The 26,936-nt window shown below is 31.8% G+C and carries 23 protein-coding genes; 10 read left to right on the forward strand and 13 right to left on the reverse strand.

From position 1 onward, the window contains the following. Positions 1 to 147 precede the first annotated feature (147 nt). The 6 genes from CVD18_RS14630 to CVD18_RS14655 all read left to right on the forward strand — a co-directional run bounded on the left by CVD18_RS14630 (position 148) and on the right by CVD18_RS14655 (position 7,590). Positions 148 to 468, forward strand: coding sequence for a DUF4440 domain-containing protein (locus CVD18_RS14630; protein ID WP_103866182.1), 321 nt, complete (start codon positions 148 to 150; stop codon positions 466 to 468). Between the two features lie 53 nt (positions 469 to 521). Beyond that, the gene (locus CVD18_RS14635) at positions 522 to 2,264 is read left to right on the forward strand and encodes a CocE/NonD family hydrolase (protein WP_103866183.1); all 1,743 of its coding nucleotides are present in this window, start codon (positions 522 to 524) and stop codon (positions 2,262 to 2,264) included. A 294-nt stretch (positions 2,265 to 2,558) separates the two neighbouring features. Further along, entirely contained in the window at positions 2,559 to 3,104 is a 546-nt protein-coding gene (locus CVD18_RS14640) for a hypothetical protein (RefSeq protein WP_103866184.1), read from the forward strand. Positions 3,105 to 3,421: 317 nt separating this feature from the next. Then, positions 3,422 to 4,396, forward strand: coding sequence for a ribonucleotide-diphosphate reductase subunit beta (locus CVD18_RS14645; protein ID WP_103866185.1), 975 nt, complete (start codon positions 3,422 to 3,424; stop codon positions 4,394 to 4,396). Between the two features lie 22 nt (positions 4,397 to 4,418). Then, positions 4,419 to 6,068 carry a ribonucleoside-diphosphate reductase subunit alpha gene (locus CVD18_RS14650; RefSeq protein WP_233194558.1) on the forward strand — a complete coding sequence of 550 codons (1,650 nt, stop codon included), beginning with the start codon at positions 4,419 to 4,421 and terminating at the stop codon, positions 6,066 to 6,068. A gap of 31 nt (positions 6,069 to 6,099) precedes the next feature. Continuing rightward, positions 6,100 to 7,590, forward strand: a complete 1,491-nt coding sequence (locus tag CVD18_RS14655; protein ID WP_103866187.1) for an acyl-CoA dehydrogenase family protein — start codon at positions 6,100 to 6,102, stop codon at positions 7,588 to 7,590. Positions 7,591 to 7,676: 86 nt separating this feature from the next. Here CVD18_RS14655 and CVD18_RS14660 read toward each other — a convergent pair whose 3' ends face one another. From CVD18_RS14660 to CVD18_RS14670, 3 genes are all read right to left on the reverse strand, one after another. Beyond that, a complete protein-coding gene (locus CVD18_RS14660) occupies positions 7,677 to 8,369 on the reverse strand; it encodes a LytTR family DNA-binding domain-containing protein (RefSeq protein ID WP_103866188.1) in 693 nt (230 codons plus the stop codon). After that, positions 8,369 to 9,397, reverse strand: coding sequence for a sensor histidine kinase (locus tag CVD18_RS14665; RefSeq protein ID WP_103866189.1), 1,029 nt, complete (start codon positions 9,395 to 9,397; stop codon positions 8,369 to 8,371). The genes CVD18_RS14660 and CVD18_RS14665 overlap by 1 nt, the downstream gene beginning before the upstream one ends. Before the next feature lie 122 nt (positions 9,398 to 9,519). Beyond that, positions 9,520 to 9,972: a GNAT family N-acetyltransferase gene (locus CVD18_RS14670; RefSeq protein WP_103866190.1), complete on the reverse strand. Its 453-nt coding sequence runs from the start codon at positions 9,970 to 9,972 to the stop codon at positions 9,520 to 9,522. A 345-nt stretch (positions 9,973 to 10,317) separates the two neighbouring features. On the opposite strand from CVD18_RS14670, the gene CVD18_RS14675 reads away from it, so the two are divergent. Together CVD18_RS14675 and CVD18_RS14680 are read left to right on the forward strand one after the other, a co-directional pair. After that, on the forward strand, positions 10,318 to 12,696 hold the full coding sequence (locus CVD18_RS14675; protein WP_103866191.1) for a TonB-dependent receptor: 2,379 nt from the start codon (positions 10,318 to 10,320) through the stop codon (positions 12,694 to 12,696). A 39-nt stretch (positions 12,697 to 12,735) separates the two neighbouring features. Continuing rightward, positions 12,736 to 13,959: a DUF4374 domain-containing protein gene (locus CVD18_RS14680; RefSeq protein ID WP_103866192.1), complete on the forward strand. Its 1,224-nt coding sequence runs from the start codon at positions 12,736 to 12,738 to the stop codon at positions 13,957 to 13,959. Positions 13,960 to 14,119: 160 nt separating this feature from the next. Here the strand turns inward: CVD18_RS14680 and CVD18_RS14685 are convergent, their stop codons facing one another. From CVD18_RS14685 to CVD18_RS14710, 6 genes are read right to left on the reverse strand one after another with little or no spacing between them, the layout of a single operon-like run. Further along, positions 14,120 to 14,521, reverse strand: coding sequence for a hypothetical protein (locus CVD18_RS14685; RefSeq protein WP_103866193.1), 402 nt, complete (start codon positions 14,519 to 14,521; stop codon positions 14,120 to 14,122). Between the two features lie 33 nt (positions 14,522 to 14,554). Next, the gene (locus CVD18_RS14690) at positions 14,555 to 16,261 is read right to left on the reverse strand and encodes a PepSY domain-containing protein (protein WP_103866194.1); all 1,707 of its coding nucleotides are present in this window, start codon (positions 16,259 to 16,261) and stop codon (positions 14,555 to 14,557) included. Between the two features lie 4 nt (positions 16,262 to 16,265). Further along, on the reverse strand, positions 16,266 to 16,550 hold the full coding sequence (locus CVD18_RS14695) for a hypothetical protein (RefSeq protein WP_103866195.1): 285 nt from the start codon (positions 16,548 to 16,550) through the stop codon (positions 16,266 to 16,268). Next, positions 16,540 to 16,890 carry a hypothetical protein gene (locus tag CVD18_RS14700; protein ID WP_103866196.1) on the reverse strand — a complete coding sequence of 117 codons (351 nt, stop codon included), beginning with the start codon at positions 16,888 to 16,890 and terminating at the stop codon, positions 16,540 to 16,542. Before CVD18_RS14700 ends, CVD18_RS14695 begins: the two co-directional genes overlap by 11 nt. Before the next feature lie 8 nt (positions 16,891 to 16,898). After that, positions 16,899 to 18,134 carry a DUF4374 domain-containing protein gene (locus CVD18_RS14705; protein WP_146052803.1) on the reverse strand — a complete coding sequence of 412 codons (1,236 nt, stop codon included), beginning with the start codon at positions 18,132 to 18,134 and terminating at the stop codon, positions 16,899 to 16,901. Positions 18,135 to 18,144: 10 nt separating this feature from the next. Then, entirely contained in the window at positions 18,145 to 20,520 is a 2,376-nt protein-coding gene (locus CVD18_RS14710) for a TonB-dependent receptor (protein WP_103866198.1), read from the reverse strand. Positions 20,521 to 20,700: 180 nt separating this feature from the next. On the opposite strand from CVD18_RS14710, the gene CVD18_RS14715 reads away from it, so the two are divergent. Next, on the forward strand, positions 20,701 to 21,096 hold the full coding sequence (locus CVD18_RS14715) for a lysozyme inhibitor LprI family protein (protein ID WP_103866199.1): 396 nt from the start codon (positions 20,701 to 20,703) through the stop codon (positions 21,094 to 21,096). A gap of 170 nt (positions 21,097 to 21,266) precedes the next feature. Here CVD18_RS14715 and CVD18_RS14720 read toward each other — a convergent pair whose 3' ends face one another. The 4 genes from CVD18_RS14720 to CVD18_RS14735 form a co-directional block, all read right to left on the reverse strand. Then, complete coding sequence (locus CVD18_RS14720; protein WP_103866200.1) at positions 21,267 to 21,740, reverse strand: DUF4625 domain-containing protein; 474 nt, start codon at positions 21,738 to 21,740, stop codon at positions 21,267 to 21,269. A gap of 65 nt (positions 21,741 to 21,805) precedes the next feature. After that, a complete protein-coding gene (locus tag CVD18_RS14725; RefSeq protein WP_146052804.1) occupies positions 21,806 to 22,630 on the reverse strand; it encodes a hypothetical protein in 825 nt (274 codons plus the stop codon). A 16-nt stretch (positions 22,631 to 22,646) separates the two neighbouring features. Then, on the reverse strand, positions 22,647 to 25,010 hold the full coding sequence (locus CVD18_RS14730; RefSeq protein WP_103866202.1) for a TonB-dependent receptor domain-containing protein: 2,364 nt from the start codon (positions 25,008 to 25,010) through the stop codon (positions 22,647 to 22,649). Between the two features lie 243 nt (positions 25,011 to 25,253). Further along, a complete protein-coding gene (locus CVD18_RS14735; RefSeq protein ID WP_103866203.1) occupies positions 25,254 to 25,613 on the reverse strand; it encodes a hypothetical protein in 360 nt (119 codons plus the stop codon). A 381-nt stretch (positions 25,614 to 25,994) separates the two neighbouring features. On the opposite strand from CVD18_RS14735, the gene CVD18_RS14740 reads away from it, so the two are divergent. Further along, complete coding sequence (locus CVD18_RS14740) at positions 25,995 to 26,636, forward strand: DUF4494 domain-containing protein (protein ID WP_103866204.1); 642 nt, start codon at positions 25,995 to 25,997, stop codon at positions 26,634 to 26,636. Positions 26,637 to 26,936: the final 300 nt, after the last annotated feature.

Here is a 26,936-nt window from a genome sequence, read left to right on the forward strand (position 1 = left end):
TGGTTTTTAGTGTTAGAAAAAGTAAAAAATGTAACCACGAAAATGGCAATGGTCACAGCAATTGCGTTCACTTCGAACCAAACTTGGATGAATTTTAAAAATATAGCACTAGATCATATGTATTTTAGAACTTAGCCAAAATATGTAATGAACTCTAATTATGAGATGTTAGGGAAAGCATACACAGAGAACGCAAAAATATTTCCTCAAAAAGGAAAGATTATAGAAGGAACAAAAGGTATTTTAGGCTATTGGAGGCTACCTGAAGGAATAAAGACAAGTTATCATAAAATTACTCAGGTAGAAATAAAAATTGTAGATGATACAGCCTATGATTATGGCTATTATGAAGGAATAACCAAAAAAACAAACGGAGAAGAAAATTCGTGGAAAGGGAAGTATGTAATCGTTTGGAAAAAAGAAAACAATATCTGGAAAATTTATTTAGATATTTGGAATAACATCTAATCAAAATAATAGTTGTAAAATCAGAATGGTATTTAAACTCAAACATATAATAAATGAAGATATTATTTAAAATAGTACTCCTGTTTCTGATAAGTTGTAACACTTCAAATCAGAAAAAAGAACTGACAACAGAAACAGCGGCACAGGTAGTATACAAAGTAGAGGATGTTTTGATCAAAACTCAGAATGGAGCAACCATTTCTGCCATGATAGTTCAGCATAAAGATACAGAGACACCAAAACCAGTAATACTTCAATATACCATTTATGTAAGAGATAAAGGTAGAGATATTAAAACATTAAAAGAACTCGCAGACAGAGGGTATGTAGCGGTAATAGCTTACACCAGAGGTAAAAGATTTAGTCCTGATGAGATATACCCATATGAGCATGTTGCAGAAGATAGCTATGATGTAATAGATTGGATAAGTAAACAAAAATGGTGTAATGGCAGTATCGGAATGTTTGGAGGGAGCTATAATGGATTTTCACAATGGGCGGCCACAAAAAAAATACATCCTGCCCTAAAAACCATTGTTCCATATGTAGCAAACAGACCAGGAAAAGGGTTGCCAATAGAAAATAATGTTTTTATCACTCCTAATTATTCATGGTCATTGTTTGTCGGTAATAATAAATATCTGGATACAATTGTGGGTAATGACAGGCAACGTTTTAGACAAATGCAGAATAAGTGGTGGGAATCTGGTGTTGCATTCAAAAAAATAGACAGTATCGATGGTACACCAAATAAATATTTTCAGCGATGGATACAGCATCCTTCATTTGATGAATATTGGCAAAAAATGACTCCATATAAAACAGAGTTTGCAAATATCAATATTCCCATTTTATCTATAGATGGATATTACAACGATTCACAAAACTCGAGCCTATCCTATGTAAGAGATCATTATACATATAATACAAAAGCAAATCATTATGTGATTATTGGTCCCTATGGACATTTTGGAGCGCAAAGAAAAGGAGATTCTATTTTACAGGGGTATAAAGTAGATAAAGGAGCATTAATCGATACAAAAAAAATTACCTATCAGTGGTTAGATTACATTCTTAAAAAAGGAGATAAGCCCCAAATGTTAAAAGATAAAATCAACTATCAGGTTATGGGAGCCAGTGAATGGCGTAGCGCTCCATCTATAGATAAAATGAGTAATGACTCTTTGCTATTGTATCTAACCAAAAAGAAATCAGGAGCATTTTATGCATTACACTCCAAAAAACCGATAAACGAAAAACACTTATATCAAGAAGTTGATTTTAGAGACAGAGAAACAGGTAATAACGACTATTATCCCGATCCAATTATTAGAGATGACATTGATACCAGTAACGGTTTTAATTTTATAAGTAAACCTCTTACAGAAGAAATTGTGATTAATGGATCCTTTTCTGGAAAAATAATGGCAAGTATCAATAAAAAAGATATGGATATTGGTGTTACACTATATGAGTTGAGACCTGATGGCACATATTTTCACCTTTCTTATTTCTTAGGCCGAGCAAGCTATGCAAAAGATGATAGTATGAGAAACCTTTTGACTCCAAATACAAAAGAGGTGATACCATTTATAAATACACATCTGGTCAGTAAAAGACTAGAAAAAGGAAGCCGTTTGGTAGTATATCTCAATGTCAATAAAAACTCTTTTTCTCCATTAAATTATGGAACAGGAAAGGCGGTGATGGATGAAACAATCCTTGATGCAAAAGAGCCATTAAAAGTAAAATGGTATAATGATAGTTTTGTAACTATTCCTATTTGGAAAGAATAAATAAAAGCAAGCAAATAATCTGTTACGGTTGTGGTAGAGGAGAAAAGCCAGAAAATGAATTTATGATGGTTTTTTCTTTTAACCCATTGATATATAGGTTTGCAGATAGAGTGATCATAAAAAATTGTACATTTAAGAAAATAGAAAGATGAGATCGTATTGATCGTGAGTTTTGTTTGTATTAACAATGATGCACAAAACCTGAGTTCTGTTGTTTTATCCAATAATGTTTGCAACTGATAAGGTAGAATTAAGACAAAAAACAAGGAATACGAATAGTTTTAAAACAAAAATATGAAACCCCAGAAAGTATATTACCTGGGTGATGGATCTAGAATGACTTTTATAATCCTAGGAATTGTTGTTGTTTGTGCAGCTCTTTTTTTCTTGAAATGGTCATTTGATGAAATTGAATTCAAATTTGAATTAGGGAATTTATTAACCATTGCTGGAGCTCTTTTATGTCTTAATTTGGCATATAAAGGCATCAAAAAGTTATACAATATGATTAGGTATAATATACCAATTATAGAATTGTATGATACATTTATGGTTGTGGCATTATATCCTGGAGGGAAATATACATTTGCTTACAAAGCTTTATTTGGAAAGTTTAGTTATTCAAAAATTGACTTTGAAAATATAGAGTCTGTTTATAGGAATAAAAAGTTGATTAGAATGGATTATTCTAGAGTGCAAGGATATACATTTATAACAGGAACTATTGATGATAAAAAATACGATATTCCAACAATTATTGGAGCAATAGGAAGTTCAAGTTATCTCAATTTGAAAATTAGATTAAATCAAGAAAATTTTGATGTAAGCAAAATGATTTAGAATAGTAGCTAGTAGCCTAAATCAAAATAAAATAGGTAAAAATTTTATCAAAAACAGTACCTCTCAAGATCAATAAATTTAGAGGAGGTGCAAAAACAAACAAAGGGGCTTAGCCCCTTTGTTTGTTGATAAAAAACGTAACAACACCTCGCCTGTTAACAAATCTGTTGACAAGTAAAAAACCTCTTTATTTTATTTAGACTTAATATAAATAAATTTGTTATCTCACATAAATTGTACATGAGATAGTTGAGTTCTGTACAATTAATTCAATCGAGTAGGGCATAGTTTTTTAATCCATTTAAACAGAAAAAGGCATGAGTATTTTTGATGAAAGAATAGCGTATAAACCATTTGAATATCCTGGGGTATTAGAATTTATAAATGCCCTTAATCACACTTATTGGGTACATTCTGAGGTTGATTTTACAGGAGATATTCAAGATTTTAAAGTAGCACTAAACGCTACAGAACAACATGCTATTAAAAATACCTTATTAGCCATTGCCCAGATAGAAGTAACAGTAAAAGCTTTTTGGGGAAACTTATACAATGTATTACCCAAACCAGAATTTAATGGACTGGGAAGCACCTTTGCCGAATGTGAATTCAGACATTCTGAAGCATACTCAAGATTATTAGAAGTTTTAAATTTAAACAGTGATTTTGAAAATGCATTAGAAATCCCTGCTCTCAAATCAAGAGTATCCCTATTAAAAAAATATTTAAAACTAGCTCCAGGACATACAAAACAAGATTTTGCATTATCTCTAGCCGTATTTTCACTTTTTATAGAAAATGTATCTCTATTCAGTCAGTTTGCTATTATTTTATCCTTTACACGATTCAAAGGATTACTAAAAAATACGAGTAATATTATTGCTTGGACATCAAAAGATGAACAAATTCATGCTCAGGCAGGGATGTATATTTTCAATATAATCAAAGAAGAATTTCCAGAGTTTTTTAATGAAGAAACAATTAAACTAATCCAATCTGCCGCTATAGATTCTATAGAAACAGAAGAAGGTATTCTAGATTGGATTTTTGAGCAAGGAGAATTGTCTCATTTATCAAAATCACAATTAGTCACCTTTATGAAATTTAGGGTGAATGACAGTTTAAAAGCGATTGGTATTCCAGCCGTTTTTGAAATCGACAAAACCGAGATTGATAGTATGTTATGGTTTGAAGAGGAGATTTTTGCCAATACACACGATGACTTTTTTGCAAAACGACCTGTAGATTACACAAAACACAATCAATCTTTTACTGCGAATGATCTATTCTAAGAACAATACAATAACAAACAATATGAAACCATACCGCTGGATGTCAGAAGAATCCCATATCATGTTAAAAAGGGGATATCTTCTAGAAGGAGAAACTATAGAAGATGCTGTTTACAGAATTACTCAAGCAGCAGCAGAACGATTAAATAAGCCAGAGTTACGAGTTAAGTTTGAAGAGCTTATCTCCAACGGGTGGATGTCATTATCCTCTCCTATATGGGCCAATATGGGAACAAAAAGAGGATTGCCTATTTCGTGTTTTGGGTCGTATACAGAAGATACTATCCAAGGAATTACGCATAGTTTGAGTGAATCGATAATGATGACAAAAATGGGAGGTGGAACCTCTGGATATTTTGGAGCATTACGTTCTAGAGGATCAGAAATTACAGAAAATGGTACTTCGTCTGGGCCTGTATCTTTTTTGAAAATGTTTGATGCAATGGTAGATACCATTTCACAAGGAGCAGTACGCAGAGGAGCTTTTGCCGCATATTTAGATATAGATCATCCTGATTGTGCAGAATTATTAAACATAAAAGATGTAGGTAACCCAATACAAAATTTATTTTTTGGAGTCTGTATTCCTGATTATTGGATGCAAGAAATGATTGATGGTGATATGGAAAAAAGAGCTCTTTGGGCCAAAGTCTTAAAATCTAGACAAGCCAAAGGATTGCCCTATATACAATTTTCTGATACAGTCAATAAAAATGCTGCAGACGTATATCAGGATAAAGAAATGAGAATTTATAATTCTAATTTGTGTGCAGAGATCGCATTGCCAGCCAGTAAAGATGAATCTTTTGTATGTTGCTTGGCCTCTATGAATATGGAGTTGTATGATGAATGGGCTACTACAGATGCGGTACAAACTGCCGTTTGGTTTTTGGATGCAATCATGGAAGAGTTTATAGTCAAAAGTGAAGGAATGCACTATATGGAAAGGCCTCATAGATTTGCAAAAAGACATCGTGCTTTGGGATTAGGAGTAATGGGATATCATGCGTATTTGCAAAAAAACTCAATTCCTTTTGAATCTTTTGAAGCAAAACAATTTACAGCCAAGTTTTTTAAAGAATTAAAAGAAAAAACATTAGAAGCCTCTAAACTCTTGGCAGAAGAATATGGAGAACCTGAACTTCTAAAAGGATATGGAAGAAGAAACACTACACTTATGGCAATAGCGCCCACTACATCCTCCTCTTCTATATTAGGGCAAACCTCACCAGGGATTGAACCTTATAATAGTAATTATTATAAAGTTGGTCTGGCAAAAGGAAACTTTACCAGAAAAAATAAATTTTTGCAGTCGTTGCTGAAATCAAAAGGATTAGACCTACCAGAAGTATGGAGCTCGATTTTAATGAAACACGGATCAGTACAACACTTAGAAGGGTTGACAGAGCATGAGAAAAAAGTGTTCAGAACATTTAAAGAGATTAATCCATACGAAATTATTACCCAAGCCTCTATAAGGCAGAAGTATATAGATCAAAGTCAGTCATTGAATATAAACATCCCTCCTGATGTATCGATCAAAGAGGTAAATAAATTAATGATCGAAGCATGGAAACTAGGGGTGAAATCACTATATTATCAGCGCTCAGAATCAGTAGCGCACAAATTAGTAAATTCATTAAAAGATAGCTGTGAAGCCTGCGCATCATAACAAGATCTTAAACTTAAATAGCAGAAATAAAATGCATAAAAATTTTAAAGAATATCTTAAAGATTTTGAAGATGTTTTAAAAAACGTATTTCATCAACGATATGATATCAATCAATTCAGTAAAGAAAGAAGTTTGCCAGTCGTTGCTCTTAGAGATATTATGTCAAAATCACCTTTATCTGTTGCAATCCCAGAGGAATTTGGCGGTAGAGGATTAAAAGTAAAAGAATGCCTTAGCATTTTGTCAGCAGCTTCATATGAGTCTCTGGCTTTATCATTGACATTTGGAATTAATATTGCCTTGTTTTTAGAACCAGTAGCAAAATATGCTAATGCCTCTATAAAGAATGATATTTTCAAGCGATTTTTAGAAAAACAAAATATGGGGGGGTTAATGATAACCGAACCTGATTTTGGAAGTGATGCACTAAGCATGCAAACTTATAATAAAAAAGAAGGAGATAACTATTCTGTAAAAGGAATCAAGCATTGGCAAGGACTTACAGGAATGGCAGATTATTGGTTGATTACTTCTCGAGGACAAAATAGTGATGGTAGTTTAAAAAGAGATATCGATTTTTTTGTTTGTGATGTCACAAAACCCAATCAACAAATAATTGTAGAAGAATACTATGATAATTTGGGACTTTATATGATTCCTTACGGAAAAAATAAAGTAGATGTACAAATCCCTTCTCAATATAAGCTAGAACCACAGACCTCGGGAGTAAAAATGATGTTAGATGTTCTACATAGAAGTAGAATGCAATTTCCAGGGATGGGATTAGGATTTATAAAAAGAATGCTGGACGAATGCATAAAGCATTGTAATGAGAGAATTGTAGGAGGAAAAAAACTAATCGATCTCGATCAAATTCAATATCAAATATCAAGAGTTCAAAGTAGTTTTACTATAGCCTCAGCAATGTGTTTTAGGAGTAGTAACCATAGTGGTATCGAGAATGATTTGGCAAATGAAGGAGTAGAAGCAAATACAATGAAAGCTTATATAACCGATTTGATGCAAGAAGCCGCACAAACATTAACACAATTGTCTGGTTCCAAAGGGTATCATATGGAGAATATAGGAGGTAGAGGTATTATGGATAGTAGAGCTTTTCAGATATTTGAAGGGTCTAATGAAATGCTATATACTCAAATTACAGAAATCATAAGTAAACTTATGAAACGTAAAAAGGAGTTTAATATCTATAATTTTCTTAAAGATTTTAATCTTACCAATAAATCATATTCATATTTCAAAAAAGATATAGAATTCGTTTTTACTTTGGGATTAAAACAGAGAAAAATGATTGACCTAGGAAAAGTTTTCTCTAGAATTATTTCTTTTAATTTTGTTTTAGAAATGGAAGAAAAAGGATTTCGTAAGGATTTGGTAGAAAACTGCTTAGAAATATTAAAATTAGATGTGTCTCAGTTAATTAATTCTTTTCACTCTAAAAACACAGTTATTCAAATAGAAGAATACCAAGAGAATAGCCATTGGTATAATTTTGTGTAGATATATAATGTATTTAGATATATTACAAAACCCTTCTTTTATAGAGAAGGGTTTTGTGGTTAATGATATTTCTGTAAAAAATAAGCTTAAACACCATCATTTAAATAATGAGTCATAAAATACTTTTTATATGCTCTACCAATAGGAATAACGGTATTCGTTAAATAAACTGTATTACCCGAAACCTTTACTAAATATTGAATATTTATTAAGTAAGATTTGTGTACCTGACAGAAATAATTACTGTCTAATTTTTCTAACCAGTGTTTTAGAGAGTTTTTGCTTATGTGTGTTTTTTGCGCTGTAATTATTTCTGTGTAATCAGCATCTGATTTGATATGAATAATATCTGAAGCTTTTAGTTTTATCAGTTCATATCCAGATTTTATATAAATAGTTTCTAAAAGGTCTTTGGGTTTCTTTTCTTTTTGAAGTACCTGCAATTTTGAAATAGCTTGTAAAAACCGTTCATATGAGATAGGTTTCAATAAATAATCGATTACATTATATTGATAGCTTTCTAATGCATAATCAGAAAATGCAGTAGTAAGTATTACGTTTGGATGATTAGGTGTCGATTTTAAAAAATCAATACCCGAGACTTTAGGTAAATGTATGTCCAGAAAAATTACGTCTATTTGATTCTCTTTCAGATATGCGGTAGCCTTTATGGTATCTGCAAAAGTCTCTTTAAGTGTAAGTGTATCAGTGTCTGAAATGTATTTTTTCAAAATACGTTGTGCAGGTGGTTGATCTTCTATGATAATACAATGTAACATTATTTAATAGATTTTAGTTGGACAGTCAATGTCACTTCAAAAAAAATGTTGATGTCAGTAATTTGTAACTCATGCGTATTAGGATATAATAATCGCAATCTTTTTTTTACATTAACTAAGCCAATGCCATGAGAAAGCATGGATGTATTGGTATTAGATAAAAAACTGTTTTTGCAATAAAAAGTAAGCAAACCAGTTTCTGTAACCTTTGTTTCTATGTGAATTATAATATTCTCAGATTGACTTGCAGTACTATGTTTAAAAGCATTTTCTATAAAAACAATTAATATTAATGGAACTATAACATAATTTGGAGATATGATCTCTGTATTGAAACGAATATCTCCTCTATGACCTATTTGTAACTCATGAAGAGCGGTATAATTTTGTAAATGATCTATTTCTTTGATAAGAGAAACAAAATTTCCCTTACAATCATACAGCATATATCGTAAAACAGATGATAACTCTAAAATAATGGACGGAGTCTTTGGCGACTCTTCAATAGCATGTGCATATAAATTATTTAAATTATTAAATAGGAAATGTGGATTTATCTGAGATTTTAGAAACTGTAACTCACTTTCTTGAACTAGGTTTTTTAGTTTCTCAATTTCACGCTGTTTACTGTTGAAGTCCCAAGCAAATTTACACCCAACAAAAAAACCAATTATAGGGAGTGTCTCTATAAGAGTAAATAATACCCCTGGAAAATAAGTTCCTCTTGTATATGGAAAATATATCGGTTCCAATATAAATTCATCAACCATAATAACAATTGAAACTATTAGAGACATTGCAATAAAAAAGAGAAAAAATTTCTTTTTAGAATATATTTTAGGTAACAATACATAGTTAATAATCATTGCTGCAATGGCATAATTTAAGAAAAAAGAAACTTTGTAAGGAGCTATTTTTATAGAATCATCTTGACTATATGAGTAAAAAATAAATGATATTACAGCCGCTATTATCTGAAATATAATCTCAGGAAAATTGTTTTTTAAGAAGGTAATACCCTTTTTCATAGTGCAAAAATATCTTTAATAAAATCAACAATACTTTAATCTATAAAGCCAAATCAAAAAATAGTGATATGATTAAAAGCTGAAAACTAACACAAGTATGAATAATAATCTTTGTATAACCTTTATTTCAGTAACTTCTCAAAACATTTGCTATTCTCGACGTTTTCATATTGTCCATAATTAGAAATTAACTTGTATGAGTTTTTTTTATATAACCTAATGGCTTCAGGTTGTTTAATGCCTGTTTCCAAAATGCATTTTTTATATTGTAATTCAGAAGCCCATTTTTCAAGCTCAGAAAGGATAACTGAAGCTAACCCCTTTCCTCTATATTCTGGAAGGGTAAACATTCTTTTAATTTCCATAGCATTTTTATCGTATTCTTTTATAGCTCCACAAGCTACAGGAATCTTATTCTCATATACTATGACAACATGCTTAATCTCATCTATTTTATTGAATTGAGCAAAAAAAGAATGTTCATCGCCATCCCTTTGAGCTAAATCAAGATCAAGCGATTTTACAAGTTTAATAAAATCATTATTTCGAGAATTCGTTCTTATCGTTTTTATCAAGTTAGATTGATTTAGGTTACACACAACGGGAATATAGACACAATAAAAGCAATTTTATACATGTCAATTGCAAGGCAAAGATATTATAGAAACATAAATAATTATAGGAGTGACTCTACTATTTATAATTAATTACCTCGAGGGAAGTCTGTGAAGTATTCGTTTGAAACCAACCTTTGATTTCGAAGCATTAAAATCTAGCTTAATCAGTAAAAGTAAAAAATCGAAAAACTATTTCTTTAAAATGACGTTCATGGGGTATAAAATGTCGTTTACAGATTTGTTCTTTCTCAAATCACTTTTATTATAGATTTTTGCAATTAATTCATATTTAGTCTAAATTAAATGAACAGAATTTTTAGGGCTTTAATAACAACAACTTTGTTTGTTTGTTTTATTGCTAATTTGTCAGCACAAGTAGTTTCTTCTTCGATTATTGGTACCGTTTTGGATAGTCAAAATCAACCAGCCATAGGGATAACCATCTTTTTAAAAGGTACAAATCAAGGAACAGCAACCAATACAGAGGGAACCTTTGTATTGAATAAAGTACAACCAAATACACCATATACCTTGGTGATTTCAGGAATAGGATATAAAGAACAATATAAAGAAATAGTACTTACCCCAGCAGAAGAATTAGTTTTGTCAATAGTTTTGAAAGAGGACTTAACAGAAATTGATGAAATTGTAGTACAAGGAAAGAGTAATGCCACTCAGATCAAAGAAAAAAGTTTCACTGTAAATTCTATAGCAACAAAAAAACTTCAAAACATTACAACCGATGTAAATCAGGTGCTCAACCAAACATCAGGTATTAGAATTAAAGAATCAGGAGGTCTTGGGTCTCGATATGAATTCTCCTTAAATGGTCTCTCAGGAAGACAAGTGCGTATTTTTGTAGATGATATTCCCGTAGATCAATTAGGTAGTTCTTTCAACCTCAATAATCTTACCGTAAATCTTGTAGATCGTATTGATGTTTATAAAGGGGTTGTACCTATAAAACTTGGAGCTGATGCCCTTGGAGGAGCTGTAAATATAATTACCAATAAAAAAGCAAATTCATTTCTAGACGCTTCCTATAGTATAGGATCCTTTAATACACACAGAGCTGCATTGAATAGTAAATATAGATTTCAAGAAAGTGGCTTGACTTTTAAAGCAACTGGTTTTTATAATTATAGTGATAATAACTATCAAATGAATGACCAACCTGTTTTTGTAAATGGAGAAGAGCAAGAGTTAGACATAGAACGTTTTCATGATCAATATACCTCAGCTATGGGAAATTTTGGTATTGGTTTTACCAATGTAAAATGGGCTGATAATCTAATGGCAAAAATATCAATAGCAACCATTGAACAAGAAATACAAAGTGGAATTTATGGTACTCCTGTTGGCGAAGCTACCGAAGAAGAGAATAACACGACCTATAGTATAGAATATTCTAAGACAAAGCTACTCAATGATAAATTAGATATGAATCTATTTGTTCTGTATAATGAGGTATCTAGTAAGAGTATTGATACCTCTTCAAATCGATATAACTGGCAAGGTAATATTGTACGTACAGAAAATAATAACCTTGGTGAACTTGTGCGAGAAAAAACAATATTTGAGTATGATCAAACCCAATTTTTGTATAGAGCATATGCAACATATGATCTTGCCAAGTCACATCAAATAAGTGTAAATCATATTGGATCTATGATTGAAAGGAAAGGAGAAAATAGGTTGAATGCCAAAAATAATGAACCATTTAGATCTCCAAATACGTTGAATACAACAGTGAGCGGATTAGGTTATCAAACGGTGTTTTTTGACAGTAAATTAGAAAATGTAGCATCTCTCAAGTATTATAACTTTGATATGCTTACTAAGAATGCAGTACAGTTTCAACATAATGAATTTGGAATTCAAGATATAAGAACTTCTCAGCAACATATAGGGTATGCATTTTCTAGTAGATATTTTATACAACCTCAATGGTATATAAAAGCTTCTTATGAAAAAGGGTACCGTATTCCACAACCTATAGAAATTTTTGGAGATGGATTACGCGTTTTGGCAAATCCAAACTTAGAGCCAGAAACAAGTCATAACCTAAACATAGGAATGACACATCGATTGAATACAAATAGCAAATGGTCTTTGAGAAATGAAATCAACCTGTTTCAGAGAGATGTAGATAATTTCATTTTTATACAGCAATTTGGGGTTTTTAGCACCTATGAGAATGTACTTAATGTACTGATAAAAGGAGTAGAATATGATGTTCAGTATTCTAGAGAAAAACTTACCCTTAGTGGTAACCTTACATGGCAGCAGGTACTCAATAATGAAAAATATGTGGCAGGAACAACGACAAGGAGTAGAGTGTATAGAGATAAGATGCCAAATACACCCTATTTGTTTGCCAATGTAAATGCCAATTTCAATTTTGGAAAGATTTTTTCAAAAATAGATATGTCTATGTACTATGCGGCAAATTATGTACATGAGTATTTTCTTAATTATCCCAGTATATCTATAACAGAAACCAAAAATATAATACCCAACCAATTTTTAAGCCATATAGGAACTACATTTTCTGCAGTTGAAAACACGTATAATCTAAGTGTTGAATTGCGCAATGTCTTTAATGCAGAAGCCTATGATAATTTTAACCTCCAGAAACCAGGAAGAGCTGTGTTTCTAAAATTCAGATACTTCCTAAAGTAATAATAATCTATAGTAAAACTAAGTATTAAAATTGTAAACATGAAAAAACAAATAACAAATCTGGCCGTAATTTTTGGAATATTACTACTAGTAAGCGCGTGTAGTAAAGACGATGATAATCCAGTACCTAATGGTGGAAATGATGGGAACGGTGGAGAGAAAAAAGAGTTTAGCTACCTTTTGGCATTAAGCCTTCCTACGATTGATTCATACCCTTTTCATATACTAAAAGATGTAGAAGAAGGTACTGCCGATATTGATAACTCACAAGAAATCCCTGATTTACCATACAATGTACCTGTTGTAGGAAAAGATGGCTTTATTTATTTGAATTCTGCCGAGAAATTAACCAAATACGAAGTGGATGAAAATGGTATCTTGGTAGATATAGGATCTGTTACCAATTTAGGAATTAGTGGTGGTCCTGTATTTGAATTTTTAGATGATACTAGGTTATTGATTTCTAGTGGGCCAAGATCTACATCTGATGGTGTTTTTTCTTATCAAATTATTAATACCAAAAATATGACTGAGGAATCTAATGGAACCATAACGCTTCCAGTTGATCCAAACTCACAAGCAGTACCTTCAGCATATATACATAAAGATGGTAAAATCTTTGTTCCTTACATACATTCTGATGAGAATTTTGCATCTTATAACAGGGCACCAGTTGCAATTTTTGATGCAACCACATTCAATTATGAAAAAACAATATATACAGAAAATGCGGCAGGACTTGGGTTTAGCGTAGTATCTTCTCATGGATTTGCAGAAAACGGTGATCTGTATATTGCAGCATGTAATACAAACTATTGGGCATCAAATGAAACGATTCCTTCAGGAATTGTAAAAATAAAAGCAGGAGAATCAGAGTTTGATAATTCTTATTTCTTCAACCTTACAGAAAAATTTAGTGGTAATCATACAGGAGGATTTTTGTATTTAGGAAGCAATAAAGCTTTGGTACAGGTGTTTAGAGGAGACCTTATTCAGGAATATAAAGATTATCAAGGAGGATTTGTAATAGAATATCATTTGATAGATTTAATTACAAAAACGACAGAAAAATTAAATCTTCCGTTATTAAAATATCCAAGAAGAGCGATGGAACTTATAGGAGATGGCAAAGTTGCTATCGTAGGAAATACAGAAAATGATGGTAGTAATATCTATATTTATGACTCAGCTACAAATAGTGTGAGCATAGGGCTAAAGTATGAAGGTACACAGCAGATATCAACTTTTATGACGTTTAGATAGTATTTTTTAACCCGCTTTATGTATTAGATAACGAAATTCTAATTAAAGTATAAAAAATAAATGAAGCCAAATACTATAAAAAGTATTTGGCTTCTTTGTCTAAATATAAAAAGAATGAAAGTTCAGGTTTTAAGTTTTTGTATATATAAGTATGATATGTTTAAAGGAGATTTTCTTTTTTCCACCTAATTATTAGTGGTATTAATATTGCATTTACAATAACAATAAATAGTAATAAGATGATTTGAGAATAATTAGAAAACCCAGCACCTAGAGTTTCTGCTAAATGTGCTGTATTGAGTAATACAAGCACTATGGCATAAACTAAAGAAAATATCTTAAAGATGTTGTTGGCATAAAATAATGTTATAAATGCAATAACCATAGGTAGTATCATGGCTAGAATATGAATGATATGAACCGCTATTGGAACTCCATCATTAAAAGGTTTTTCTGGCAATGATTTAAAAAAAATACTTTCTCCAACCTCTAGAGTATTGTGTATGACAACTCCAAGTGCAATCAGTATCCATGAGACTATAATTTTTTGTTGTGTATTCAATTGTTTGTGTTTTTAATTAATTTGTTTAATTATTTATTCGTTGATGATTGATTTATTCATTGCTAGTACAGGAGTATCGATAACCTCTTGATGATTCCTGTTTTTTGAGATTCCTCTTGTTGCTCTTCTTTTATCTTTATGAGACACCAGTCGTTGTACAGAAAAAGCAATAATCAAAGAAATGATACCTAATAAAAGCCAACTGATATCAATAAAAAAAGAATCGATATAGTTAGACTGTAAAGAGGTCCAAAACCATAATCCAGACTGTAGCCCATTTAGAAGAGGAATAGCAATTCCCAATATACCTGCCAAAATAAGTGCATGTTTATTAATTTTATGAAAATCCTTAGAGATAAAAGCGTACAATATATAAGCTAACCAGAAAAGGAAGAATGCATTACTCATTAGCCCGAAACGATTTTCGATATCAAGAGGAATGATTTTGGTAATACAAAAAAAGAAGGCTATAGCAGGAAACAATCCCATACTTGCACCCAGATATATTGCCCCTATTGCTGTGTTGAATTTTTTCTTGTTTTCGTATTTTTTATTATTTCTGGCCTCTAGCCAAACCATTACTCCTGATAGTATAACAAAACATGTAATCAGAGATAATAAAAAATAAATTGTTTTTACAAAATACCCACCAAACTGGGCAAAGTGCAATTTTCTTACCGTGTGTAAGACACTCCCTTTATACGGATGTGTTTCTATAATCTTTTTTTCTACAACCTTACCATCTCTTAGTCGATATGTGATATGAACATCATCATAAAAAACACCTTCTTTTTTGGCGCGAAACTCTGCCATCACATGAGCATTCTTATCATTGTAATTACTAATATTTATAGATGCAGTTATTGCATCGTCTACTTGTAAATCTTTACGAGCATTTTGTACTAATTGATTAATATTTGGCCTTTCTAAATGAATTTCATTAGCCATGTCAAAAGTTTTGTATGCGGGAGCTATATATCCTAATAATTTTCCTTGATCTCCATCAAATAATACCATTGTAGAGGGCAATAAGATGATGATCACCAATCCAAATATTGTTCCTGTAACGGCATACATAAATTGAAAAGGAAGTCCAATAATACCTAAAGCAACATGCGCATCAGACCATAAGTTCTTTATGGTAGCTTTTAATCGAAAAGTAAAAAAATTAGACATTATCTTTTTCCAATGTACAATCGTACCAGTTATAATAGCAAATAAAAAAAATAAAGAAATCAGACCAGAAATATATAACCCTATTATAGGAATCTGATCAAAGTAATGCAAGTGGTATAAAAAAGTACCTAAATGTTCTGTGGGTTCTGCACCGTCTTTATCTATGATTTTATAGGTTTTGGGATCTATTTTTACAGAAATAGGACCAGTAGGTCCCACCTTGGCTTTAGAGTAGTTTTCTTGCTCTTTTTTTTGAGTAGTATTATTATCGCTTCTAAGAGGACGTGAAACAACCATAATAAAAGGTAAAGGGTTATCCATTATTTGGATAAAAAAAGTTCGCCCATTCATGGTAAAACCCTCCTCTTTGATTGTTGATAGTGTTTTCTCGTAATCTATTGCAAGGTGAACCCCGTTTTTGGCGTTTGCTTCCCATTTATTGATGTTTGTTTGAAAAAGCGCAAATGCTCCCGCAAAAAAGCATACAAAAAGCCCAACACTTATAACAATACCACTTACGGTATGTGTATTGAAAAAAACATTATAATTCCGTTTATCTTTCATCAAATTAGTTTTTTGCCATATAAAGCCCTACTACAGAAATAGAAATAATAAATAAAAAGATTCCCCAGGATTTCCATGGACTTTTTATCCAATACACCATAATCATAAAAAATCCCCACAGTATAAAAACAGAAAAAAGCGAGGTAGGGATGATGTATTCAAAACCAACCCAAATTGCTAATGCCAGATGTAGTGTTACAGATGCTAGCATAGCGCCCAAGATTGTAGCAGAAATTTTACTGAATTTTATCCAGTTGGATGTAGCAAGGTATTTTTTATTAGCGGGCATAATTAAGGTATATGGTAAATAATAATTCTGTACTTATGATCAGTAGTCCTAAAAAAATAACATGCACATGTTTTACTTTTTGAAAAGGAGCAAATAATAAAATAGCGCTAGCCAATAATGTCCATATAAGTAGACTGCAAAATAGACCAGTTACAGTACCCAAAGAGATGCATAATACAATAGTAGATATCAGAAAAAATACCAGGGCAACAACTTTGGCTACCCTGATATTTTGAGATAAAATGAGTGTTATGTTCTTTTTGGTAAAATCTACTTTTTCTGATAGGGCATAAAGACACCAAATCGAAAAAAATGAAGTAAGTATTGCCAGGCTATACATGTGCTGTATTATTTTAAAACAGTTAATTGATTAGGTATTCCTCCTTTTACAGAAAAAGCTTCTTTTGTCTCTCTGGTAGCAGGATCATAGGTGTAATACCCCTGGAATGTAGCGTTGCTCACAGCAAAATAAACTTTGTTGTCTATAACCATAGGGCCATTAACACTTGAGCCTACATACGCACTTCCTGGAATAGAGGTAATTTTAGTAATTTCTTTAGAAGCAATATCAACTTCATAAGCATCAAAATCCTTATCTGCAACATTGCTCCAGTCTGGAGCAATAGCAGTAGATTTAAGCTTTATGTATAGCTTATCTCCAATAATAGCAGGACCACCTAATAAAAAGCTATGTCCGCCTATAATTTCATCATAATTCAGTTTCCATGAATTATCAAAAGTATTAGCGCCCGCTTTGATACGAAGAGTTCTTGAATAAGCAGGATCTGTAGGGTTGCCAACAGGGCTGGAAAGGTAAATATCTCCATTTGGAGCCACATTTACATAATTAGAATTTTTTCTTTCAAAACCTAACCAGTTATAACCATTATGTTGTGTTAATCCAATAAATGTATCATTGTTGGTGTTAAAAACAGCTACATAGGTAATATCAAATGCATAGGTTCCATCTTCTTTCAAAAAGAAGAGTTGAGTATACAATTTTCCTTGACTTTCTACCATAAAAGAACCTAATCGTGTACTGGTAACAGTATTATCCAGTAGCGGAGTGATTGCATCAGTAATATCAATTTCACCAGTACGTTGCATGGTAGAAGGATTAAATGTTTGTATGGCAGTACGGCTTCTATTTGAATCGGTGTAATATCCTTTGGTTGGGCTTACAACCTCAAAAATAAAACGTCTTTCATTTACTGCAATAAAACCAGCATCTGTAAAAGTATTGTCAGCATAACTAAATTTTTGTAATCCTGTATCTCCTGCAGAATTAGAAGTGTTATAAATATCACCATCAATTGCTTTACCAATGGTTCTCATGGCAGAAAGTTGTACTGCATTTGTAACTGAAGAAGGATCAATTACACCAGAGAACATTTCTTCACCTGGGATTAATAAACCACTGGAAGTATTAGGGTCAGTTATTACAAAAAGGGCGACACTTGATTTTTTATCTACTGGGGGTTCAGTACCTGGGGTGTCAGTTTCAGGATTGTTATCATCACTGCTGCAACCTATCATTGCAACTACCATTAGGATGGATAATATTTTAAACGTAAGCTTACTCATATTTCACTTTTTAATTAATTGAATATTTGATTTTGAATCGATAATTGATTCCTGGTTTTTGAACCCTAAAACCGTCAAAAGCTTTAGCGTTCAATAAATTGTTAATTTCAGCATTAAACCAGAGCGGAATAGTTGGTATTTTACAGGTCAATCCCATATCTACTATATTTTGTGTTGGGATTATATTGGCTCCGGCAATGCTGTCTATATTACCAAAAAGAGGGGGTTCTTGTGTTTTAGAGACGGCATTGAGCAGATATTGTTCTACATAACTATAATTAGCATACAATTGCCAATCTCCTTTGCCTATTAATTTTTGAGGATGGTAACGTAATCCTATATTACCAAAGAAATACGGAATATTAGGCTGTCGCGAATTTTCTAATGACCTGGAGTTTTCTTCGGTGTTTTTGCGTCTGATATCCTGATATGTTACAGCTAGATTAAAGCTGAGGTTTTTTGTTGCAGTACCTTTTAAAGAAAATTCTCCTCCCAAAATACTGGCATCAGCAGTATTTTGGTAACGAGAGAAAATTAATCCATGGGGGCGTAAAAATATGTTGTTCTGAACATCTCTGTAGAAACTATTAATATCTAACCAGAGTGCTCTATTTTTATTGAGGTTTGTATAAAAACCAAGATTAATATTATCGCTTAATTCTGGTTGTAAAGAAGAGTTACCCGATATGAATAGAGCATCACCAAAATACTCTTGAGATTCAGGAATACGACTGGCACGTTCATAAGAAAATCGAAGATATCTATTTTTGTTGAAATTATATTTTATAGAATTTCCAAAACCATAACTCTCATCTTTAAACTCAGGGATGACCCCGTAATAATCATAAGTAGAAGATATAGAGCTTGTTTTTAAACCATATCTCTTTAAGGTAAATATATTATCTAACTTACCCCCAAAGAAAGAAGATGTAATTCCTATACCCGTAACATTTCTAGTATATTTAGCAGGATACGATAGGATATCAACATCTTTTCCAAAAGTAGGAGCCAAAGGGTCTGTACCTACACGTTTTTCATAAATATAATTGTGATTGAAGTTAAGAGTATGGTTTTCATGTAATTGATAGCTTAGATTGATTCGAGCAATCCAATTATCAAATTCTAGATTTCTGAATGATTTTGAATTTTGATTCGTTTCTCCACCGTTGTCATTATCAGGTATAGGGGTAGCTTCTACAAGCCAGTTATATCTATTCTTAGGAGTGTCATCAAATAAAGTAGCACGATTGCTATATGCAGAAAATAAATCTAAGTGTAATTTATTTATTTGTTTTTGGTACCGAACTGAATAAATTAAAGCATCTTCTTCGTAGATCGCTTCTCCATACGGTATTGTAAGTCTGATATTATTTTGTAATTCTTTATGCATATCAAAATAAGAGAAACCAAACTCAAATAGATCAGCTATTTTGGTGTCACGCACTCCCAATTTTGTCTCTACAAACAAACTTTGGACACCATCATGAAACCTTTCTACAGCTGTAGTGGTTGGAACTCCCGTTTCTGAGTCAGGAATATCAACATCAATCGTATAATTATTATCAGAACTAATAAGATATGAAGAAACAGATGCAAATAATTTTGAATTTGGAATGTTTATATACCCATTAAGATTTCCTTGATGGGTGTTGAATGAGCCCACACTATAAGTAAGATCAAGGTTGTTATCATTATTTTGTCTAGAGATAAAATTAACGGCTCCTCCTAATGCATCTGCACCCAAATCTACAGGTAGTATCCCCTTATAAATTTCAATATTAGCAAGTTGATCTATAGGAACGATACTTAGGTTAAAAGCTTGACCTAAGTAATCCAAAGGAATACCATCTCTAAAAAAACGAATAGAGTTTCCTTGTAAACCATTGATATTGATAGTGGTGTTACTACCGATGCCTCCAGTTTGTCTTACTTTTACTCCAGAAGTTTGGTTCATGATCTGTGGTAGACTAATGGATTGTGCTTGTAATTGATTTATATCAATGACTTCGATTTTTATTGGTTCTTCCCGTTTTCGTTGTGTTTTAGATTTACCTTGTAAGATAACTTCTTCCAGATTTTGACTGGTTTCTGTCATCGTTATAGTAAGAGAAATTGGTTTTCCTTTTTGAAGTGTAATAGGAATACGTCTGTTTTTGAATCCTAAAATGGCAATTTCCAGCGTATAATTGCCAAATGGAGTTTTGTTTAGTTCAAAATATCCATTTTCATTGGTGATCCCTCCAATAGTAGTACTCATTATTTGGATGGTTGCCCCTAATAATGGCTGACCATTTTGATCAGAAATTGTGCCAGAAACAGAAGATTGCCCCCAGATAGTTGTAGTTATCAAAAGCAAAAAGCACCCCAAAAAGTAATTTTTGTACATTTATTTTTATTTAGTTTAAATAATATGGAGGCAAAAGTATTGTAGAATCTATTCCTGTTACTAACGCGAATAGTAGAATTCATGCCGTGAATGAAAACAAAAGGGTGTTAAATTCTGGTAAGAAATGGTATTACCCTACTTTTGTATTTAAAAGATACATCCTTCAAAAAAAAGATATAAATGAATAGAGTAGTAGTCCTATTATTGTTAGTGTTGAGTGCCAATTGTTTCTCACAAACACAAGGAGAAATGAATAGAGAAGCATATACAATACTTAAGAAGTCGGATAGAATATTGAATGAAGTGTATCAGCAAATTTTACAGGTTTATAAAAAAGACACACTTTTTTTACAGAACCTAAAAAAGTCTCAAAGAATTTGGATACAATTTAGAGACGCTGAGTTAGCAATGAAATATCCTGATTACCCTGATTATATATATGGGTCGATCCACCCGATGTGTAGAGCTTCTTATCTAAAGAATCTTACAGAGAAGCGAACAGAAACTTTGAAAATTTGGTTGACAGGTATTGAAGAAGGAGATGCTTGCAGTGGATCAGTAAATGCCAAAAATTAGATACTTGTCTCCATTAGTATCTTTATAGAGAAAAAAGTTTGATGTTGAAGAACCATAAGATGTTGTTGAGCGTTCTATAGAAGGTACCCTGTTTTAAGCTCAATGGGTATCACAAAAAATAATATCAAAAAATCGAGGAAAGTCAATTTACTCGATTTTTTGATAGTAGTCTATTGTATTTTTATATCAATAGAGGTTCTGCTTTGCCACCCAGTCACATCGATTACCGAAATCTGACAGTGATAATCTCCAGCATCGATTCCTTCAGGAATAGTAATAGATTGTGTAATTTCATATTGTTTTACCTCTCCTTTAATAGGATAGTTCTCCATAAAAATCATAGGAGTTTTTGGAGTTTTTATTCCATCCAAAGTACATTGTGCGCCTTGGTCGTCATGAGTATGATGATCAAAATTATGATGTATATCAATAGCATAAGAAGCTAATGCCACATTATCTGCGACTTTTACTTTTATGATGTATGGATTGCCTTTTTCTAAGACTGTACATGATTTCGGGAATCCCTCTGTGTAATTTACTGTGATAGTAGGTTTCTCTGTATCGGTTTCCTCATCATCACTACTACAGGAACATATATTTCCTAAAATAACAAGGAAGAAGATTGATTTTATAAATGTTTTCATTGCTTTTATATTTAAAAAGACTACCCGAAAAAAACAGAACTTTTTTCAGATAGTCTTTTAGCGTTTTACTTTACTTCAAAAGGAACTGATAGTTTTACCGCTTCACTTTCTCCACCTTCTGTTACATAAATATTCAACCAATATCCTTCAGTAGGAATACCTTCTGGTAAATTATACATGTAATCGATCATTGGATTTTTTTTGCCGTTATAAGATTCTTTAGGAAGTATCATTTCTACGTTATCCCATTTTCCGACTTCTACATTTTGACCTTCTCTCCATTCTTTAAACCATAATTGATACTTTATTTCGGTTACAGTATTATTTCCTGATACATACTGGTAGATTGTTTGTAGCTTATCGGTTCCTAGTACGGCAACATTATTATCACCAACTTTCATATCTTTGAATTTTTGTATGATATGAAGATCTTTGGTAACGATACTTTTTGAACCATCTTCATGCTCCGCTGTAATTTTGAACTTATAAACTCCTTCTGCTGGCTTAAAAGAAGGCTCATACTTATTTTCTTCATCAAAATATACATGATAGTGGATATGAGGATTTAGTTGCCCTTCATAACGTTCTACAGGAACAAGGTGATTAGATAATTCCCAGGAAACTTCTCCATCTCTTACTACAGGAACATCAAAAGGAGTTACGTCAAATAAAATTTTGGTAACTTTACTAGTACCAGCATAATCAAATTCTGTATGAATATCTACGTTTGATTGAGGTAGAACAAATTGAGAGTTACCTAGTTCTATGCCAGTAAAGCGATCTGCATTGATGTTCTCTTCGAAAATAACAGAGTTGTCATCATCATTATTACATGAAATGACGAATAAACTTAGAAAAAATAATAGGGTTGCTTTAAATGTGTTTTTCATAATTAAAAGATTAGATTTAAAATTTTTGTAGTATCGAAAGCGATACATTTCTTCCAGGTTCTGGAACCTGTATTAGTCTGTAAAAACTAGTATGGTCAAATATTTTTTTATCGAGTACATTGTTTACTCTACACTGTATCTGTAGCGGGTGTTTTTGTGAGAACAAGTGCGTTTCTGTTTGAATACCAAAGTTTAGCAATGAAAACCCGTCTGTTGGCCTTTCGGGTGGAACAATATCATTTTGTTTAGCCGTAATCCTTAAATCAGAAAACACACTAGTTTTCTTAAAAAGCCACCATGAATTTAGAGTGTATTTGGCAGAGAATATTGTAGACAAAGGTGGGGAGAACGGAAGCGTAAAATTCTTCTTATCACCACTCAACTGTTTAGAATGTACATATTCTAAGGAAGCAGATAAAGAGAATACAGGACTTGGTGTATAAAGAGCGGTTAATTCACCACCATATCTAAAAACTTCACTTTGAGTATATTGGTACCTTTGTAAGGTCTCATAATAAGCAGGAGTTGGATTAAGATATATGTAGTTCTCAAAATAATTTACAAAAGGATTAAGTTGTATTTCAAAATTGTTGATAGTTGCGTTTAGTTCTCCATCAATTTGATATGAATTTTCGGGTTTTAGATCGATACTACCTTCTTCATATCGGTACATATGATAGTTTACTCCATCAGAGGCCAACTCACTAGCTAGAGGAATCCTAAAGCTTTTACCTAGATTTAGTTTATATGAGGAGTTCTTTTTGAGATGGCTGATACCTACAGATGCACTATAACTACCAAACTCTAAGTTAGTTTTATCAGAACGTTGTCTTCTTTCTTGAGTAATAGTTCCGTCACTATTTGTTATAGGAGAATCAAACCACTCATAATAAGGTTTTGTGTGTACAGTACCATAATCATAACGTAGTCCTCCTTCTAGGTAGAAACTATCAGTAATTTTATATTGATCATAAGCAAAAGCACCAATGGTAAGTCTATTGTATTCTGGGATCAAAAATCCCCACCCACCAATAGTATTGTTTTGGTATTCAGCATTAATTCCTAGTGCGATTTTATGAGTATCGAATGCATGAATATGGTCTTTTACATTAATACTATACGTGTTTTTTATAAACCGACGTTCTTTTGTAGAACTAGGTGTTGGCATATACCCATGAGGTACTGGTTCTGAATGTTCTTCTCTATGATTATTTTGATAACCTACCTCTAGAATAAGGGTATGATCTGGTAAAGTAATTTTAGAGTTATTTATAATTTTTAAGTGATTTACCTTGTGGTGTGGTAGATCAATATCTCTATTATTAGCATCATAATCTATTTGAGATGTTCTTACTTCTAGACCATGAGCATTCGCAAAAAAACCACTTTTAGCATTTACATTAGTAATGATAGTTTCAGATTGAAAATGATCAGATACATATCCTATAGAAGAACTGATATCATAATTTTGTCCAGCGGTATTGCGTAAGTAGTTTTTATGTAAATTAAAAACGTAGTTTTCATAATATATCTGATCTGTAGGGACTTTATAGTCTCCATAATTTTGATGTGTTATTCGAGCTTTATAATACCAGTTATCATATCGTTTTTTTATTCCAGCAGAGACTCCAAAAAGATCATTATTACTTCTACCAGTAAGATGAACCTCGCCAGAAAAAGAGTTCTTTGCAAGAAGTTTTCCTGATTTGATTGCTATAACCCCTGCGATAGCATCAGAGCCATAAAGTAGAGATGAAGCCCCTTTTGTAATCTCTAGTTCTTCTACATTGTATTGATCGATTTCTAGTCCGTGATCTGTTGCCCACTGTTGGGCTTCGTGTTTAATTCCGTTTTCTACAACCACAACTCGGTTAAACCCAAGGCCTCGAATTACAGGTTTGGATTGCCCTGATCCAATTGATATAGAGCTTACACCAGGGATTTTTTTGAGCGTTTGCATTAAGCTATTCTCTCTATTTTGTTCAAGAAAATCTTTTTTGACTTCTAATTTTGATAAAGAGCTTTTTTGACTTCTTTTTTGATTAGTATCTCCAGATACAATTACTTCTTCAAGTACAGATTGGTTAGGTTCTATAGCAATGATATTAGCCGCAAATAGAGGAATCTCTATTACTGTATGATATGGTTTGTAACCAATGTGTGTGATAGAAAGTGTATACTCTTGTGCTAGAAGGTTTTTAAAATAAAAATCCCCTTTGGTATTAGTGACTGTATGCTTATTATCAATGCTTATATGAGCTCCAACCAAAGGAGTATTTGTGCCTTTATCAATGACTTTTACTTTTACTGAATATAAATCTTGACTATATGCTGTTAAGCAAAACAGTAGACATATAATATGAATACTTTTTTGTGCCATAAAACTAAAATGATGGGGTAGAATTGAGTAGTTTTTATGTAATAAAAACTTCAATTCGGTTTAGTAATCTTTTTCAAAAAATGATGAATCTTAGAGAATAGAGAAGTTGATAGTAAAGCAAGTATTAAGATACGTCAACCAAATATATGGTGTTATAGTATATACGATATCATTAATTTATAAATGAAAATCGATATAAGTAAAAAAAAGCTGAAGTAATTATAATAAGATGACTTTAGACTATCATGTTATTGCAGGAGGAGCTCTTAAAGAAGCATTGCTAAGTAAGTAGCTATAAGAGAATAAAGTTTTGTATGCGATAGATTTATAGTGATAATACGTATTGTTCTTTATTCCTATTTCAAAACTATGATCAAGATATAATTTGGTAATTTGATGTTGTTGGCAGAGTAAGCAATCGCAGACATCATCAAAAAAAGAATCATTACCAGATATAGGAGCATTCTTAATACTTAATTCTGTTATTGATACAGCATTAGTATCAGCATGGCACTCAAAGAGGCTATGAAATGCAAAGTCAAGTTGCGATACTATAAATAGTAAAGCAAAAAATAAGGCAATATGTTTTTTATACTCCTTCAATGATTTTTAAGTACCAAATAATTATATAGTGAAAAAAAGGTGTCTTTTTTTAGGAGAAAACCATTTTAGAGCGCAAAAGTACAAATTTATTCAAAAAGCAACAGTGTTGCAATACTAATAATTTTATAAAATAGTTTGATGTATCTAGGGTAAACAAGAGGGATATCTACAATTTTTGATTTTGTAAAGCGTTTTTTTAAAAAGCTTTTATTTGAACCTTCTGTTTTTTGTTATTTAATGATTTGATTTTTAAAGAAGAATATATGATGTTGTTTTTTGTGATATGTTGTGTCTTTAAATAAAAAATGTGAATATCTATTGTATAGATCAGTAGTCAAAACTTTTTTTAAAATTTATATTTGCCATCCTTAAAAAAAAGATATGAGCGCAACTTGGTATGAGTGTAAAGTAAAGTATAGAAAATTAGATGATTCTGGAGCACAAAAAATGACAACAGAAGCTTATTTGGTAGATGCATTGTCCTATACTGAAGCCGAAACTAGAATTAACGAAGAAATGTCTTCATACATTAGTGAAGAGTTTAAAATCACTAATATAAAAATGGCAAATTTTGCAGAGATACATCCATTTGAAAATAGTGATCGTTGGTTTAAGACCAAAGTTTCTTTGATTGCATTTGATGAAGAAAGCGGTAAAGAAAGAAAATCAAATATGTATTTATTGGTACAGGCAAATGATATAAAAGAAGCTTTTGATAGCACAAATGCTATAATGAAAGATACTATGGGTGAATATTCTATTCCAGCAATCTCTGAATCTCTGATTATGGATGTTTTTCCATATTTTACAGGAGAAGAAGAGCAGTTAGAGAAATTTAGAGCGATACAATCTGAAACCCTGACTGATAGTGAAATTCCAAATGAGGCAGATGATCAAGTACATACTCAAGAGGTTGTAGTAGATGAGGTAGAAAATGAAGAGGTTCCTGAAGAAGTTGAGACTGAAAGTGATTTTGAAAACAAAGAATATATAGAAGAATCAGAAGGTGAAATTCCTTTATAAAAATTACAAATTTGTAATGTTACTATTCTAGTATTATAAAAAGTCATCTCTACAGAGATGGCTTTTTTTATTTAAAAAAATGTTATTTTATGAATAGCTGAATACTATTTTGTTCTATAGTGTTGTTATTGAGTGTAGTTATAAAAGATAAACGCTCTAGTTTATAATTGCTATTATTCGTATCTTTAATTCATGGATTTAGAAAAGATAAAAGTTGAAATAGGTAAGTTATCCATTGAAGATCAGGCTTTATTGGCGGCAGAACTTGAGAAATTGACTTTGAAAGGAAGTCCCGCAGTT

It is taken from the genome of Aquimarina sp. I32.4 (assembly GCF_002924285.1).
GTDB lineage: Bacteria > Bacteroidota > Bacteroidia > Flavobacteriales > Flavobacteriaceae > Aquimarina.